At 62.2% G+C, this 15305-nt stretch carries 14 protein-coding genes; 8 read left to right on the top strand and 6 right to left on the bottom strand.

Features of this window, described 5'->3' with window-relative positions; translation table 11 throughout:
- Positions 1-50: 50 nt before the first annotated feature.
- The 3 genes from ACQY4S_RS02080 to ACQY4S_RS02070 all read left to right on the top strand — a co-directional run bounded on the left by ACQY4S_RS02080 (position 51) and on the right by ACQY4S_RS02070 (position 5137).
- Positions 51-1892: a glycoside hydrolase family 15 protein gene (locus ACQY4S_RS02080; RefSeq protein ID WP_428483521.1), complete on the top strand. Its 1842-nt coding sequence runs from the start codon at positions 51-53 to the stop codon at positions 1890-1892.
- 163 nt (positions 1893-2055) lie between these two features.
- Positions 2056-3135, top strand: coding sequence for a D-2-hydroxyacid dehydrogenase (locus tag ACQY4S_RS02075; RefSeq protein ID WP_428483520.1), 1080 nt, complete (start codon positions 2056-2058; stop codon positions 3133-3135).
- 244 nt (positions 3136-3379) lie between these two features.
- Positions 3380-5137, top strand: a complete 1758-nt coding sequence (locus ACQY4S_RS02070; RefSeq protein ID WP_428483519.1) for a monovalent cation:proton antiporter-2 (CPA2) family protein — start codon at positions 3380-3382, stop codon at positions 5135-5137.
- A 270-nt stretch (positions 5138-5407) separates the two neighbouring features.
- Here ACQY4S_RS02070 and ACQY4S_RS02065 read toward each other — a convergent pair whose 3' ends face one another.
- A complete protein-coding gene (locus ACQY4S_RS02065) occupies positions 5408-6130 on the bottom strand; it encodes a hypothetical protein (RefSeq protein ID WP_428483518.1) in 723 nt (240 codons plus the stop codon).
- Positions 6131-6452: 322 nt separating this feature from the next.
- On the opposite strand from ACQY4S_RS02065, the gene ACQY4S_RS02060 reads away from it, so the two are divergent.
- Positions 6453-7442, top strand: a complete 990-nt coding sequence (locus tag ACQY4S_RS02060) for an isopenicillin N synthase family dioxygenase (RefSeq protein ID WP_428483517.1) — start codon at positions 6453-6455, stop codon at positions 7440-7442.
- Between the two features lie 64 nt (positions 7443-7506).
- Here the strand turns inward: ACQY4S_RS02060 and ACQY4S_RS02055 are convergent, their stop codons facing one another.
- The gene (locus ACQY4S_RS02055) at positions 7507-8034 is read right to left on the bottom strand and encodes a hypothetical protein (RefSeq protein WP_428483516.1); all 528 of its coding nucleotides are present in this window, start codon (positions 8032-8034) and stop codon (positions 7507-7509) included.
- Between the two features lie 199 nt (positions 8035-8233).
- A complete protein-coding gene (locus tag ACQY4S_RS02050) occupies positions 8234-8671 on the bottom strand; it encodes a winged helix-turn-helix transcriptional regulator (protein ID WP_428483515.1) in 438 nt (145 codons plus the stop codon).
- A gap of 111 nt (positions 8672-8782) precedes the next feature.
- Between ACQY4S_RS02050 and ACQY4S_RS02045 the strand changes: the two genes are divergently transcribed.
- The 3 genes from ACQY4S_RS02045 to ACQY4S_RS02035 all read left to right on the top strand — a co-directional run bounded on the left by ACQY4S_RS02045 (position 8783) and on the right by ACQY4S_RS02035 (position 11166).
- A complete protein-coding gene (locus tag ACQY4S_RS02045) occupies positions 8783-9544 on the top strand; it encodes an SDR family oxidoreductase (RefSeq protein WP_428483514.1) in 762 nt (253 codons plus the stop codon).
- 355 nt (positions 9545-9899) lie between these two features.
- Positions 9900-10070, top strand: coding sequence for a hypothetical protein (locus ACQY4S_RS02040; protein WP_428483513.1), 171 nt, complete (start codon positions 9900-9902; stop codon positions 10068-10070).
- A 433-nt stretch (positions 10071-10503) separates the two neighbouring features.
- Positions 10504-11166 (top strand): TVP38/TMEM64 family protein, encoded by a 663-nt coding sequence (locus ACQY4S_RS02035; RefSeq protein WP_428483512.1) that lies wholly within the window; start codon positions 10504-10506, stop codon positions 11164-11166.
- A gap of 342 nt (positions 11167-11508) precedes the next feature.
- On the opposite strand, the gene ACQY4S_RS02030 is transcribed toward ACQY4S_RS02035, so the two are convergent.
- Positions 11509-12066, bottom strand: coding sequence for a chloramphenicol phosphotransferase CPT family protein (locus ACQY4S_RS02030; protein WP_428483511.1), 558 nt, complete (start codon positions 12064-12066; stop codon positions 11509-11511).
- A gap of 147 nt (positions 12067-12213) precedes the next feature.
- On the opposite strand from ACQY4S_RS02030, the gene ACQY4S_RS02025 reads away from it, so the two are divergent.
- On the top strand, positions 12214-12738 hold the full coding sequence (locus ACQY4S_RS02025; RefSeq protein WP_428483510.1) for a GNAT family N-acetyltransferase: 525 nt from the start codon (positions 12214-12216) through the stop codon (positions 12736-12738).
- Here the strand turns inward: ACQY4S_RS02025 and ACQY4S_RS02020 are convergent.
- Both ACQY4S_RS02020 and ACQY4S_RS02015 read right to left on the bottom strand, forming a co-directional pair.
- On the bottom strand, positions 12731-13354 hold the full coding sequence (locus tag ACQY4S_RS02020; RefSeq protein ID WP_428483508.1) for a nucleotidyltransferase family protein: 624 nt from the start codon (positions 13352-13354) through the stop codon (positions 12731-12733). The genes ACQY4S_RS02025 and ACQY4S_RS02020 overlap by 8 nt on opposite strands.
- Before the next feature lie 174 nt (positions 13355-13528).
- Positions 13529-14761, bottom strand: a complete 1233-nt coding sequence (locus tag ACQY4S_RS02015) for an MFS transporter (RefSeq protein WP_428483507.1) — start codon at positions 14759-14761, stop codon at positions 13529-13531.
- Positions 14762-15305 lie beyond the last annotated feature (544 nt).

The following is a 15305-nucleotide window of genomic DNA, read 5'->3' as shown; positions in this document are numbered from 1 at the left end:
GTAGAAGCGCACGCCAACCACCCGGCCATACCGAAAAGGAACTGACCTGCATGCCTGAGCTAGATTTCGTGATCCGCGACACGCCGCTGCCGATCGAGGATTACGCGCTGATCGGCGACTGCCGGACCGCCGCCTTGGTCGGAAAGGATGGCGCGATCGACTGGCTCTGCCTGCCGCGCTTCGACGGCCCGGCCTGTTTCGCCGCCCTGCTCGGTGATTCCCGGCACGGAAGCTGGCTGATCACGCCGCAACATCCCGAACCGCAGGTACGGCGGTCCTACCGAGGCTCGACCCTGATCCTGGAAACGGTGTTCACCACACCTGACGGCGAGGTGGCATTGATCGACGCCATGCCGCTGGGGATGGAGGGTTCTCACGTGATCCGCCGCGTCGAGGGCCGCAGCGGCCGGGTGGCTATGCGCATGCACCTGAAACTCCGCTTCGATTTCGGCGCCTCCACGCCCTGGGTGACGCGTGAGGAGAATCGCCAGGGGATTCTCGCGGTCGTGGGTCCGGACCTGGTGACGGTTCGCGGGCCGGTCTTAATGCAGGGGCACGAGATGGCGACCGTGGCGAAGTTCGAACTGGACGTCGGACAAAGTGTCACATTCGTGCTGAGCCATGGACCATCACATTTGCCGCCACCGACTCGTTTCGACGGCGATGCGGCGCTGGCCGCGACCGAGGAGCAGTGGCTCGCCTGGGCGGCACGCTGCCAATACAGCGGGCGCTGGAAGGCCGCCGTGCTTCGTTCGCTGATCGTGCTCAAGGCACTTTCGTATGAACCGACTGGCGGAATCGTCGCCGCACCGACGACATCGCTGCCGGAGCAACTTGGCGGTCCGCGCAACTGGGACTACCGCTTCTGCTGGCTTCGCGACGCGACCTTGACCTTGATCGCCTTGATGGGCGGCGGCTACTACACCGAAGCTCAGGCCTGGCGGGACTGGCTGCATCGCAGCGTGGCCGGCAGCGCCGACGAACTACAGATCATGTATGGCGTCGGCGGCGAGCGGCACCTGATGGAATGGGAGGCAGGTTGGCTGCCCGGCTACCAGGGCGCCAAGCCGGTACGGATCGGCAACGCCGCCTCCGAGCAACTGCAGCTCGACATCTATGGCGAGGTAATGGACGCGTTGCACCAGGCACGTGCCGGCGGATTGGACGTCCCGCCCTCCGCCTGGGCGCTGCAGGTGAATCTGATCGAGCACCTGGAAGCCATCTGGCAGCAGCCGGACGACGGCATATGGGAGGTACGGGGCGGCAGGCGGCATTTTGTGCATTCGAAGGTCATGGCGTGGGTCGCCTTGGACCGCGCGGTGCAGGACATCGAGCAGTATGGGCTGCCAGGACCGGTCGAACGTTGGCGCGAGGTCCGTGGCGCGATCCACGATGACGTCTGCGCCAAGGGCTTCAACGCCGGCAAGAACAGTTTCTCTCAGAGCTACGGCAGCGACGAATTGGATGCCAGTCTGTTGCTGATCCCGATCGTCGGCTTTCTGCCGCACGACGATGCGCGGGTGCGCGGCACGATTGCGGCAATCGAGCGTGAACTCGACGCAGGGGGTTTCATGCTGCGATACCGCACGCAGGCTGGCGCCGACGGACTGCCGCCGGGCGAAGGAGCGTTTCTGCCGTGCTCGTTCTGGCTCGCCGACAACTATGCGCAGCAGGGTCGCGATAACGAGGCCGAGGCGTTGTTCGAACGGCTGCTGGCGCTGCGAAACGATGTCGGGCTTCTGGCCGAGGAGTATGATCCAAGGGCCCGCCGTCAGGTCGGCAACTTTCCTCAGGCGTTTTCCCACCTGTCGTTGGTCAACACCGCGCTGAACCTGCACGATGGAAGCGCCACGGAACAGCGGAGCGAGGGTGCGCAGCCGGCAAACACCTAGCGCTAGAAGCATTGGGTGTCGGATTGATCAGGGACGGAGAGATCCGATAGCCGTCGCACAGACAGCATCTTTGATCGAGAGGTTCGCCACCCACGACTTGCGGTGCCAAACCAGGCCAAGGTCGTGGGTCACCGGGCCCAGCCCGGTGATGACACAGCGGCAGATGCGCCATCCCGTGTCTTCGATCTACTTCACCCGATTGCCCTATCGAAAGGTTCAACCGGTCTGTCCATCGTCAGCGCCGCATGGCACGCTGCCGACCATGCGCATCCATCTGCAGAACCCCGACAGCGAAACCCTGTTCGCCTTCTCCCACGCCATGTGGAAGGCCGCGGCGGCGCGCGCACCCGATATCGGCTCGGGCCATGCCGTCACCATTGGCACAACGGCGGCCGAATTTACTGAAGCGATGAAAGACGCCGAGGCATTGGTCACCGACACCGGCACCGTCCTGGCCCGCTTCCCGTGCGCCGCATCGCACCTGAGGCTGGTGTTCGTCACCAGCGCCGGGCTTGACAGGCTGGCGCCGTTCACCTGGCTGCCGCCGGGCGCCGTGCTGATGAACAATCGCGGCGCCCACGCGGTTAAGTCCGGCGAGTTTGGTATCATGGCACTGCTGATGCTGGCCAACCGCATCCCGCGCATGGTCAGCAACCAGCGCGCCGGCGTCTGGCGCGAAATTTGGGGCGGCGTGCTGGCCGGCCGCGCGGTTACCGTCGTCGGGCTCGGCACGCTCGGTGGCGCGGTTGCGGCGCAGGCCGCCCGGTTCGGTATGGTCGTGACCGGCATCCGCGCCAATCCCGCCCCGCGGCCGGATTGCCGCCAGGTGCTCGGCGTCGACGCGCTGGATGACGTGCTGGCGGAGACCGAATTCCTGGTGCTCGCGACACCGCTGACCGACGCTACGCGGAACCTGATGGACCGGCGGCGGCTGGGGCTGCTACCGGAGGGTGCGGGCCTGCTGAACGTCGGCCGCGGCGGACTGCTAGACCAGGACGCGCTGTGCGACCTGCTGGAGACCGGCCGGCTGTCCGGCGCCGTGCTGGACGTCTTTACGCCGGAGCCGATTCCATCAGGCCATCGGCTATGGACGACGCCGAACCTGATCATCAGCCCACATACCTCGGCCGATGACCCAGCGACGTACAACCCGCGTAGTCTGGACATCTTCCTGGATAACCTGCGGGCCTGGCGCGACGGCCGGCCACTGCCCAATCGCTTCGACATCGCGCGCGGGTATTAGAGCACGGTCGCCTGACGCCAATCAGAAGGCCTGAATCATGCGATTAGACAGAAAGCGAGTGTCCTGCCCCCGAAGTTCGTCATACCTTATGACGGACGGAGGGGATAAGCAGGCCACTCAAAACAAAGAGCTAGTGGCCGGGGTCGGGGGTTCGCCCACTATGGCGAACTTCTGACCCAGGAAATTAGACCATGATCGGACACCTGACGTGATACAACCTCCACCGATGATGGTCTGACCGCCGATGCTTCCCACCCTGGTCGCGCTGCTGGCCGCCGCCACAATCGCGGTGCCGCTTACCCGGCGCGCCGGGTTGGGCAGCGTGCTGGGTTATCTGCTGGCCGGCGGGATCATCGGGCCATCCGGTCTGCGACTGGTCACCGGCGTGGATCAGATCGCCGGCGTGGCCTCGCTTGGTGTCGTCATGCTGCTGTTCCTGATCGGGCTGGAGCTGCGGCCACGGCGGCTATGGGTGATGCGGCACGCGGTGTTCGGCCTGGGGACCGGCCAGTTGATCCTGTCCGCGGCGGCGCTGGCGGTGCTGGCTTATGCGACGGGCATCCCCTGGGCCGGGGCCGCCGTACTGGGTACCGGGCTGGCGATGTCCTCCACCGCCATCGTGCTGCCGCTGTTCGCCGAAGCGGAACTGCTGCAAAGCCGAGCGGGACGCGATGGGTTCGCGGTGCTGCTGTTTCAGGATATGGCGTTCATCCCGCTGGTGGCGCTGGTTCCGCTGCTGGCGCAACGGGTGCTGCCGGATCACGTGCCATGGCATGACGTGGCGCGGGCCGCGGTGGCGGTTGCGGTGATCCTGGTCGGCGGCCGCTTCGCCATCCCGCCGCTGATCCGCATCGTCGGCGGCGCCCGCACCACCGAGGTGTTCACCACCGTCGCGCTGCTGATCGTCGCGGGTTCGGCATACATCGCCAGTCTCGCCGGACTTTCGATGTCGCTGGGCGCGTTCATGGCGGGTGTGTTGCTGTCGCAGTCGGAATACCGGCACGAGCTGGAGGCGGACATCGCGCCGTTCGAGGGGTTGCTGCTGGGTTTCTTCTTCATCTCGGTCGGCATGTCGGCGGATCTGCGTCTGGCGGTGGCTCATCCCGGTCTGCTGGCGGTGACGACGCTGGGGCTGCTGCTGGTGAAGACGGGGATCTGTTTCGCCCTGGCGGTGGTGTCCCGGCAGCGCCTGACCGACGCGATCCGTTTCAGCCTGGCCTTGCCGCAGGCCAGCGAGTTCAGCTTCGTGCTGTTCGGTTCGGCCGTCGCGGCGGGGGCGCTGGCGACCGATAGCGCGGCGATGGCGACGCTGTCCGCCGCGGTCTCGATGGCGGCAACGCCGGTGCTGTTCGCGCTGTCCGAGCGGTTCGTCATCCCCCGGCTGGAGGTCGAACCGGAGCCGGATTACGACCTGATCGACCTGCCGTCCGAGCCGGTGATCATCTGCGGCTTCGGGCGTGTCGGCCAGATCGTCGCCCGCGTGCTGCGCATGCACGGGATAGGCTTCACCGCGCTGGAGCGTGATCCGGGCCAGGTCGATGTCCTGCGGCGCTTCGGCAGCAAGGTGTATTTTGGCGACCCCACCCGCGCCGACCTGCTGCGTGCCGCCGGGGCGGCCCAGGCAAAGCTGCTGATCGTCGCGCTGGACAACATGCAGGACGTGCTGCGCGTCGTCGAAGTGGCCAGGCGCAGTTTTCCCGGATTAAAGATCATGGCGCGGGCGCGCAACCGGCGCGCGGCCTACCTGCTGATGGACCGGGCGGTGGATTTCTTGGTGCGCGACACGTTCTATTCCAGCCTGAAGATGGCCGAGGAGTCGCTGACGGCCCTGGGGGTGGCGCCGGCGGAAGCCGCCCGTTCCATAACACTGTTCCGCGAACATGACGAGCGTAACCTGCGGGAGACGCATGCGATCTACCGCGACGAGAAACAATTGATCCAGAACGTGCAGCAGGCGACAGATGAACTGATGGCGGTGTTCGAGGCGGATCAGAAGGAGTAGCGGGCATTGCCATAGCGCGACCGCGGCGGAATGGGCGGTGCGCAGCGCCATGTTTCGGAAAGTCTCAAGCGCCATCGTTCGCTACAGGCTATGCGCGGGGAAACGGACACAGATTATACGGACTACGGGCACAAGATTACGGCGGCGATATCGCACGTTACGCAGGAAAAGTTCTACGTGACGTTTTTCCTCGCCATGATGGCGGTCCTAGAGTTGAACGGGCGTCACCGGCATAATTAAGACAGCAAATAATCTACATGAATTTTTACGTTATGTTGGCTTACTTTCGTGATAAGGCTCATCCAGCTCTTCCTCATAAGAACCGATTCCTAAAGGAATACTTCCGCTCATTGGCATCAGCACGCCTTGCATCCCAGGAGGGGCCTGCGGCTTTACTATGATCTCAAAGATAAATTTTCTCGTCATAAGCCGCGAATACCCATAGTCCGGATGCCCATACCGAATAAAAAGGTCTATTTTCCCCTTATAACGTTCTTTGTCAGGCAAAGCACCTTTTATGTATGGAGGAAGATTCTGCCCGGTTGTTGATCCTTTTGTTAATACCACCGGAATTTTGTATTCCATTTGAGTACTAGGAGTAACATTTTCAATTTCTACAAATGTTTTTATAGTGTCTACACGTATGGGCCAATCCAATACGTTCCTGAATTGAATGACAACTTGCCACTCGAAATTCGAAGTCACATCTCTGTTTAGGAATGCAGCGTCAACACGTAATCCCCAAGAGCAGTCAAGAGCAGGACGCCTTCCTATGGACTGGGCGCGATCTTTTAGCCAGAGAATGCCAATGCAGCACCATAAGGTCATCGTGAAGGCAGCTAACACAACCAGAAAGATCGAAATCCCTGCGCCAACCAAATAGGCCCAGAGGCCCGCAACTACACTGCTTAAAGCCGGAATTCCAGTTGCAATGGTAATTGCGTTCCCCAGATGAGACGACCATTTTGACCAGCCGAACGGATCCATCGCCATATTCGTAACCTATACGGATTCCAGATGTTCCGCCAATCGAGGGGCCGCGGGCCGACGTGGGGGCTTTACCGCCAACACCGCCAACCTACCCAGCCAGGAATGTGGCGATGGCATAGACCGGAACAATCTTTTCGTGACGAACGATACATTATCCATTCATATTGTAACAACAACTCGTTAGCTCCCAACGCTAAAGATTTTACCGGCTAAACCTGTGCAGCGTGGCCATGTGTCACTACTCACCCTTAAGGGCCCCCAATTGTCGTGAATAGCCGCTGTGCTAGGCTTTATGCAGCGCAGCGTAAACGGGAGTTGAACCACCATGAGCCTAGCCGAACGGATACCCGTGCTGGATATCGCAAATCTGGTCGCGGGCGCCGATGGCGCGCGGGAGGCGTTGGCTCCCGCATTTGCCCGGAGTTGCGCGGATACTGGCTTCGTGGTCATTGCCAACCACGGCATCAGCCGGTCGCTGATTGACGGTGCCTTTGCCGCGGCATCCGACTTCTTCGATCTGGAGGAGCAGCGCAAGCTTGCCTTGAAGGTAGGCGACCTGAACATCGGGTATCTGCCGCATGGCGCGCAGATCGTCCGGACATCCAAGGTCAACCACAACACCAAGCCGAACCTGAGCGAGAGTTTCTACATCGTTACCGACCGGTCACCGGACGATCCGCTGATCCGGTCAGGCGATCCACTGCATGGCTTGAACAGATGGCCGACCGAGATGCCGTTGTTCAGGGGGCATACGATGGCCTATTTCCACGTAATGCAGCCGCTGGCGCACAAGATGGTGTCGGTGATCGCGACCTCCCTCGGTCTGCCGCCGGATTATTTTGTTACCGACTTCCGCGAGCCAACGATCACGCTGCGGCTGATCCGCTATCCGTCGCATGATGCGGCGGAGGACAACCAGTTCGGCTTCGCGCCGCATATCGACACGAGTTTCTTGACGTTGCTGGCACAGTCGGCGCTGCCAGGGCTGGAGGTGCGGACGCGGGAGGGCGAGTGGATCCGGCCGCCGGCGATCCCCGGCACGTTCGTCATGAACACGGGCGAAATGCTGTCACGCTACTCGAACGACCGCTATATCCCAACGCCGCACCGGGTGATCAACGCGAACAACGCGCTGCGGCACGCGGTGCCGTTCTTCTACGGTCCGGGCCTGGATGCGGTAATCCGGCCAGTCTCGACCTGCGTCGGTCCGGACAACCCGGCGAAGTATGAGCCGCTGCTTTATGCGGATCATCGGCGGAAGCTGAATTTGACCAACTTCGATCACCGGCGGAAGGACGCGGACAAGGCGGCATGAGGAGGTTGGGGCTGAAGAAACCACACGGCACGCTGCGCGGACAGGATGCGGGCGCCGGGGCGTTTCAGGGAATCTCGACAGCATATTCGGCGAGGTCCGGTGTCATCGCCTCGATGACAAAATCCACGAAGGCGTCGGGCGCGTCGAGAAAGAACTCCTTGTCTGAATAGGCCCCTACGGTGGCCTGCATTCCCTGCGCCCTCGCCCAGGCCGCCAGATCTTCCAACGCCGCCCGCGGACTGTCACTCAGAAACGACACCTGCGAACGGCGCTTGTCCGGATCACGATGAGCGGTGTCACTACGGCTGAACTGCAAGTCCACGTTCGTTCCTGGCTGTCGCAGCCAGATGGACCGGTCGGTCCGGCGAAGCTCGACAAAGCCAAGCTTCGATCTGAGCATTGTGACAACAATCTCGAAGTACCGGGAATCGAGGCGGTTTGCGATATGATTCAGTTGCATGACGTTGTCTCCTACGAGCCGTGCCCCGCCGCCGATGGCGAATGTCGTGACACCGTTGCACGGCGCGATGAACCAATCGAGGGTGGGAGGACGCTTGATGCAGGGATGGCGAAGCCTTCCGGAGGCCGCCATGTGTCAATTTCACGCCGGCTTAAGCAATGACCGTTCATATCGACCAGTCTGCCTTGTCACACTCCGCTGCAATTCCGATCAAAGTGAGCTTCAGTATCCGGCATTTGGTCAAAGGCGGCTGCGACGTGGCGCATCCAGGGGTGAAGCACGGCCCCAAGGCGGCCTGTATTTAGGCCCGCTGCCCGGACCTGCGCAAATGTCAGCTTGCCCTGGTTTTGTCGTCGAAAGCTTGGCGTGCCTGCTCGACCCCATCGAGGTTCTCCACAGCCCATACCCACACGCCGCAAAAGGCCGCACCGAGGGTCAGGCCGAGCGTCGTAAGTTTATACTCGACCTTGGGCGGCACGACGGCATGCACGGTCCGCACCAGGAAACCGTCGCGTTCCATGTGGCGCACGGTTTGGGTGAGCATTTTCTGGCTAATGCCGGGCACCAGCTCGCTCAGGCGCGTGAAGCGCAGCTCGCCATGCTCGCCCAAGACTTCCAGAACCAGCATTGTCCACTTGTCGGCAACCCGCCCGATCAACTCGTGCACCAGCGCCTCGATCCGGGGGTCGATATCCTCGGGCGGCGTAGCAGCGGCATAAAGCTTCGCCATTGCGATCTGCTCCGCGGTGAATTGAGGCAATCCGGTCATCTGCACTCTCCTTTAGGTAAGTATAAAACTTTTTGGTGCCTTCTTCCAGTGAGAGAGTGTCAGCGCATAAATGCAGGTCGCAAGCACCGTCACCGGTGCGAGGAGCCCTGTATGAAGCTGGAACAGAGAACCATCCTGATCACCGGAGGCACGAGCGGCATCGGCCTCGAGCTGGCGAGGCAACTGCTCGGCCGCGGCAATACGGTCGCGGTGACCGGGCGCGATCAGGACAGACTCGCCGCGGCCGCGCAGGCCGTTCCCGGTATCCACACCTTCAGGAGCGATGTCAGCGACCAAAAAGCTATTGCGGCGCTGCATGCGGCTGTCCTGTCGCGCTTTCCAACTTTGGACACCCTCATCAACAACGCTGGCATCATGCGCAACCTCAAGCTCAATGAGGCGCGCGACCTAGAGGATGTGACGCGTGAAATCGAGGTCAATCTAAGCGGGCCAATCCGAATGGTTCAGCAGTTCCTGCCGCATCTGAAAACCCGGCCCGAGGCGCTGATCGTCAATGTCTCATCGGGACTGGCCTTCATTCCATTCCCTGTGGCGCCCGTCTATTGCGCCGCAAAGGCGGGAGTTCACTCTTTTACGCAATCCCTGCGCATTCAGCTCCAGGGCGCGGGCGTGACTGTGGTCGAATTGGCTCCCCCGGGTGTCGAGACGCCGCTGTTTCGCGGTGAGTTCGCCGAGGAGACGCGGGGGCAGAAGCCAATGAGCGTCCAGGTGCTCGCCAGACGAGCCATAGCCGGTATCGAGGCGGGCAAGCTCGAAATCCGGCCTGGCCTCGCCAACGTGCTGAAAGCAATGAGCCGGGTCGCGCCCCAATTCATGCTCAAGCAAATGGCAAGCATGGCGAAGCCAAAGTGAAGCTCGCCGGGACAATGGACATGAAGCGGACCGGGCGAGGCCAGCCGCGGGGATAGGTGTGAATGATGCGGCGCTTACCGGGCGGAACTTGCAAGTTACGCCCGGTGAGCGAGCCCTGGGCCAACACGACATCGGCGACCGGACGCCGAAGGTTAAAGCTGCTTGTTCGAAAGGCGGCATGTGTAAGCGCTTTGCAATAGATGCCGGCGCGTCCAACCCGTGCGTCGACCAGACGATTTCATCTTTCAGCGCATAGATCCCATGCCAGAAAGTCTGATTATTATCAGCCGAGATCAGCCCATTTGTGTCGCTGTCGAAGCCGGACATTCCGGCCGACGAGAGATGAAGAGTTCCCATGAAGACCATGATTCTGGCAGCCTTTGCTGCCCTAAGCCTGACAGCCGCGATTGCACCAGCGGCCAATGCCGCGACCTTTGGCGGTTTGCAAAGCACCCACCAGCAGGGTCCGTATGACAACACCGGCAATGGGCCGGGCGGCACTTGGCTTGAAGGCGGCGGCGGCTAGCCCGCTTCTCCAAGAACTGCATCAAGGCCGGGGCAGTCCCGGCCTTTTTGTTGTTGGTGGCCGGATGTTGCGGTTTTGCACGGCCCTTGGGACTTTGTGTGAGGGAGTCGTGGTCATCCTGGCGAGCTTCTCCTCGCCAAGGCAATTAAGCTGATCGTAATCCTTGTGCTCGGCGCAGGCCTGATCGCGGTGATGGTCTTCGAAGTCCTGCATCAGTCGATGGAGCGGTGGGAAACCGATAGAATTTCGGGTTTGATCTGGCCTGGTGAAACGTCTGTTCGGCACCTATCGTGCGCAACCCACCCTGGGGGCATAGGCGCATGACGCCCGGCCTGGACGACTGCGGCGATCCGCTTGAATCATGGCTGCACCGGATGCTGTTGCTATTACTGCGGCGGGCACCTTCGGTGATCGTGCAGCAGACGTATATCTTATGACACGCGCTCATTTGCCGCTGCGTCTCGGCTTGGCGCTCGCGCTGACAGCCGGCATCGGATGGGCGCTGACGCACCGGCATGATTTTGATGCAGGCACCATCGCGTCAGCCGTGAATGGCCTAGGCGTCTGGGCTCCCGCCGGATTTGTGGCGCTGTACGCGGCGGGCACCGTTGTATTTTTTTCCGGGGCGCTGCTCAGTCTAGCTGGCGGCGCCCTGTTCGGGCCGATATGGGGCACGCTGTGGAATCTGCTCGGCGCAACACTGGGTGCGACGCTTGCTTTCCTGATCGCGCGCGCTATCGGTGCCGACTGGATCGAGCAGCGCCTTGGCGGCCGCCTGCGGCGCATTGTTGATGGGGTGGAGACGGAAGGCTGGCGCTTCATTGCCCTGATGCGCCTGGTGCCGTTCGTTCCGTTCAATCTGCTCAATTACGCGCTCGGCCTGACGCGTATCTCGCTGCCTGCTTACATCCTTGCCTCGGCGGTCTGCATGCTTCCCGGCGCGGTCGCCTATACTTGGCTGGGCTATGCCGGACGGTCGGCGGCGGCCGGAGATACCTCGGCTTTGCGTTACGGCCTGCTCGGTCTCGGGGCACTGGCCATGATCGCGTTTCTGCCGCGCCTGTTCCGCCGGTTTCGTGTCACTGAGTCGCCTTGAACCAAAGGGGTCTAGGTTGAAGCGCCGCTATGCGGTCGGTGCCGACCCTAGTGCCGCCATTGCCAGCTTCACCCGCGAATTGATCAAGGCGAACGCTCTGTCAGCGTTGGCTTCTGGTTCTTGATCGGCTACGTCGCGGTCGTCGGTCCGGCGGCGTTTGCGGTGGCGCTGATGACCACCGACCTCGCGTCGCGCTTCAACGCGTGGCAAGATGCCGGCGGAAGCGGCGGCACAGCCGTCTCGACACCGCTGTTGGCGGCCAGGCGTCCCGCGAAAACGTCGGCGCCAAGGCGGAAGATCGCAGTTCCCTTGGGGATAGATCGGGCTGGATATGCGGGACCGTCAGAGGTCAAAGGTGTCGCGAATTATCCGCGCATTCTCCAGGGGCGTTGTGGCGGTAGTATTGATCCCCAGATCGTAGGTCATGTCGTGGTGAACACGATCGATTTGCCAGCGTGCCAAGCCGATCTCTCGATCTCCACGTTTGCGCTCCCTTGCCTCTAGCACGTCGAGTGGAGCAAACAGACCCACCCAACGCAAATCGAACGGTGATAGAAGCACACGGTACTCTGCTGCTTTCTCCTTTCCGATCATGACCTCGTCGACGACTAGGTTGTTGCCTTGTGCGGCCATGGCCGCGATGGCGTGACGCATGCCCCGCATAACGCGCTCGATGACGGGGCCGGTCTTGATCATGATCGACCGCTTGCCTTGCTCCTGGATCATCTCAAAGATCAAGCCGTCCGGATGGCCGAACAACCCCTTCGGAAGCATATCGATGAAGGTATCCATCGCTACATGCAGGAACGGCGTGGCGGTGAGTGTCTGAAGCGCTCGGGCGGTGGCGCTTTTGCCGACGCTGCCAGGGCCGTTGAGGATGATGATGTGCGGTCGCGGCACCAGATGTTCCCGTATCACGCTTGTCGCAGCGATCCATGATGGCGGAAAGCGGCTTGATCGCCAAGAACCGCCGCGGCTCGGGCACGCTGGTCGGCCCGCGTATTCCCGCCGTGACAAGTCACCCTTTCGCATGGCAGCGTTCAGAGCATGTTTCGGGATGCGTTCCAAACCCCGCGGTTGACCCTTCGGCTGATAACTTCAGCCGATGCGCGAGCTATCTTTGATGCTTATGCGCAGGATCCAGACGTTACCCGGTTCCTGACATGGCGGCCACACACCCGGATTGACCAGACCGAAGCTTACGTCAAGCACTGCATGGCGGCGGTGTCGTCCCGCACCTATGTCCTCGTAAATCGTGATCGCGCGCTGATCGTCGGCGCGTTCGATCTGCGGCGATCCTGTGCGTACCATCTTGGCTTCGGCTATGTGCTGGCGCGCTCTTCCTGGGGACAAGGGCTGATGACGGAAGCCCTGACCGAGGTGGCGTGCTGGGCGCTGAGCGAACCGGACATTTGGCGCATCGGCGCTGTCTGCGATGTCGATAACCTCGCATCGGCACGCGTCATGGAGAAGGCCGGGCTGACACGAGAAGGATTGCTGCGACGGTGGTTGCTGCATCCAAACATCAGCGATCAGCCGCGCGACTGCTTCAGCTTCGCCAAGGTCAGGTAGGCGCCGATAGCCGCCGACCACGCTCGATGCAAGCATCTTCCAGTCGCAGGAGTGGCCATGTCTCCAGCCACCGCTTAGACTGGATGCGATCCAGGAACACCGTCCGCTTCTCACCCGCGAACCGGGGCGTAGGCCGCAGAACCAGGGCGAACAGATCTTCCAGACCAAATGGCGCGGCGATCTCCCAGGCGGCCTGCCTGGTTCGTCTGGCCGCAACCGCGGTCGCTGTCTCGGGCCAGCCAAGCATAGCATCAACGGTTGAAGCGTAAGGCGGGTCGTTATTGCGCGTGTGCATCCTGGCCTGATTTTTCACCGACCAGCCGATCGGCGGCGCCTGGGTCCGCAGCGCGGCTTCCAGTCTTCGATCCTCCGACGGATCGGTCCGTTCAGGATCGAACCACAGGACATCGACGTCACCGGTGTAATGAGGAGCCAAGCTGCCATGCAGGTGATTCCATACGGCATTCCTGATGAAACCGGCGCCAATCCAGCAATCGGGCAGCGCAAGCGCTTGAACCAGCCCGAATATGTGCTGCCGTGGCTGGTCGCTGGAGAGAATTGCCTGAAGCGTCGATGTGTGGTCCACGGCGGACATCTTGGTTGGGCGGATTACCATGCCATCTCGATGTTGATCATAAATGCATCGTTTGCAGCAGCACTTTGCTTCCAACGTCATGGCGGCATCACGCGACCCGTGCCTGATATGCACCGGTCATTACTTAACAGGCGCTGTTCAGATCGCCAAGGGGCCGGCGTCGCTCGTCTGCCAGCGTTCCCGCCCGCCGCCGCATCAGGCAGCCTGGGGCAGCACCTTCTCGTCGTGCGAGGCGGTGTCTCCCGGCACCACGGACACAATCACCATCCGCTGCTTCTCAACTGCGACGGTCTTGCATTCCGCCCGAACGCAGCGGTGGATGACCACGATGCCGAGGACTGAGGGAAGCACCGCCAGGGGCGCGGGCACACCAGTCCAGGCAACGGCGGCCGCTACAAGACAGCCGAGGATGGCACCGCTATCCCATCCCGCCTCGGTGGACAGGTGGAACTGGTAGGCCGACCCGGATCGCTTGGCGCGATCGTAGACGACGCTCATGAGGATTGGGTAGTACAGCCCGCTGACGGCCGCGCCGACGGTATTCGCCGCGAACGCCACCCACGGCGCCCAACCGGACGCGACGCGCATCAGCACACCGATCAGCAGCGCGGCGGTGACACCATGGGACAGCAGATGGCGATGGCCACGATCGATCGCCACGCCGCAGCCCAGCCCCGCCAGCGCGCCGGCGCCCGCGGCGGCGGTGCTGGCCCAGCCGAGTGCATCGTAAGACGAGCCAAGGGTCGAGAACAGGATCAGCGCCCAGGCGATCCCGGTGCCGGCACTCATCCAGCCATCGCCGGCGAAGGCGCAGAGCCCGACCAGATCCGCGGCCGCCAGGGACTGGCAAAAGGTCGGGACGCGCCCGAGATCAATCTCTCGCATCCACCACAGCGGCGCCGCGGACAACAGGCAGAACGCCGTCGCGATGCCGAATTCAGCCGCCGGCCCGATTCGGGTCAGCAAGATGCCGCCCACGACCGGACCGACGACCGAGGCGGCGGTTCTCGCCATCTGCCGGTGCGCGAGCTGCCGGCCTCGCCGTCCGCCGCCGCCGCAGACCGCATTGGCGGCGTGACAGACCGGCCAGTACACGCACTCACCGGCTGCGACGATCAGGATCCAGACAGCCAGCCAGAGCGGTTGCTCCGCGCCGATCAGCGGCAGGAACTGCAAGGCGGCGATCCCGGCGCCCAGCAGGATCGCTCGGCGCATGCCGACACGACGGATGACCGGCAGCATCACCGCCCTGATCGCGAAGCGGACCAGAAGCAGGATTGCATAGATCACGATTGTCGTGGCGAGACTGAACCCTTGACGCAGCAAATAAGCGCCGACAAAGCCGCCAGCCATGGACATGGCGAGCGACCAAAGGACGCAGTGAACTGTCAACAGGCGGAACTGGCGCGCCTCGCGGTCAAAAGTCATCGGGTCGTTCCTAAACAGTCAAGTAATGATGTGACCGGTATGCGGGCGCGTACGGCCGTCTGGCTGCACCCAGCGCGGCAGGTTCGTGTCGTCGTTTCAGAAAGTTTTCGTTCGGCGGCGGCGTTCGTGAGGTTTACGACCGTTCGTGATGCGGACCGGCCCAAACGGATCTTGCGCCGGGTGTCCCGGGCGTGGCGCGGGCGGCAGGCTGCGGCATGGAGACCCCCGGTCGGAACGACGATGCGCAGCCGGGATAAAACAATCGTGATCCGCGGGTCAAGATTTTCCTGCGAAGCGCACGAATTTTACTTGTTTCTGTGGCAACCACATCATCGGCTGTTCATGCTGATCAGGGAATGTTGTAGCTGTGACTTCGGAAGGATGCCGGCTTCGGGAGATATCATGTTACGTTATATATACGATCATCATAATTACCGGATCCGCAAGCGGTCTGCTGTCAGCAGTCATCACTTGTCGTTTGTAAAGAAATCACGGCTGCTTGTTAGCGCGTGATCGCCTGAGGCTGACCGTTCGGAAGGCGTGA

The organism is Rhodopila sp. (assembly GCF_965276935.1).
In the GTDB taxonomy this organism is placed as follows: Bacteria; Pseudomonadota; Alphaproteobacteria; order Acetobacterales; family Acetobacteraceae; genus Rhodopila.
This window is presented reverse-complemented; position numbering and strand designations above follow the sequence as displayed.

Excerpts from the sequence above, each read along its gene's own strand:
- ACQY4S_RS02080 (WP_428483521.1), top strand. The coding sequence starts at position 51 with ATGCCTGAGCTAGATTTCGTGATCCGCGACACGCCGCTGCCGATCGAG.
- ACQY4S_RS02075 (WP_428483520.1), top strand. The coding sequence starts at position 2,056 with ATGCGCCATCCCGTGTCTTCGATCTACTTCACCCGATTGCCCTATCGA.
- ACQY4S_RS02070 (WP_428483519.1), top strand. The coding sequence starts at position 3,380 with ATGCTTCCCACCCTGGTCGCGCTGCTGGCCGCCGCCACAATCGCGGTG.
- ACQY4S_RS02065 (WP_428483518.1), bottom strand. The coding sequence starts at position 6,130 with ATGGCGATGGATCCGTTCGGCTGGTCAAAATGGTCGTCTCATCTGGGG.
- ACQY4S_RS02060 (WP_428483517.1), top strand. The coding sequence starts at position 6,453 with ATGAGCCTAGCCGAACGGATACCCGTGCTGGATATCGCAAATCTGGTC.
- ACQY4S_RS02055 (WP_428483516.1), bottom strand. The coding sequence starts at position 8,034 with ATGGCGGCCTCCGGAAGGCTTCGCCATCCCTGCATCAAGCGTCCTCCC.
- ACQY4S_RS02050 (WP_428483515.1), bottom strand. The coding sequence starts at position 8,671 with ATGACCGGATTGCCTCAATTCACCGCGGAGCAGATCGCAATGGCGAAG.
- ACQY4S_RS02045 (WP_428483514.1), top strand. The coding sequence starts at position 8,783 with ATGAAGCTGGAACAGAGAACCATCCTGATCACCGGAGGCACGAGCGGC.
- ACQY4S_RS02040 (WP_428483513.1), top strand. The coding sequence starts at position 9,900 with ATGAAGACCATGATTCTGGCAGCCTTTGCTGCCCTAAGCCTGACAGCC.
- ACQY4S_RS02035 (WP_428483512.1), top strand. The coding sequence starts at position 10,504 with ATGACACGCGCTCATTTGCCGCTGCGTCTCGGCTTGGCGCTCGCGCTG.
- ACQY4S_RS02025 (WP_428483510.1), top strand. The coding sequence starts at position 12,214 with ATGTTTCGGGATGCGTTCCAAACCCCGCGGTTGACCCTTCGGCTGATA.
- ACQY4S_RS02020 (WP_428483508.1), bottom strand. The coding sequence starts at position 13,354 with ATGGTAATCCGCCCAACCAAGATGTCCGCCGTGGACCACACATCGACG.
- ACQY4S_RS02015 (WP_428483507.1), bottom strand. The coding sequence starts at position 14,761 with ATGACTTTTGACCGCGAGGCGCGCCAGTTCCGCCTGTTGACAGTTCAC.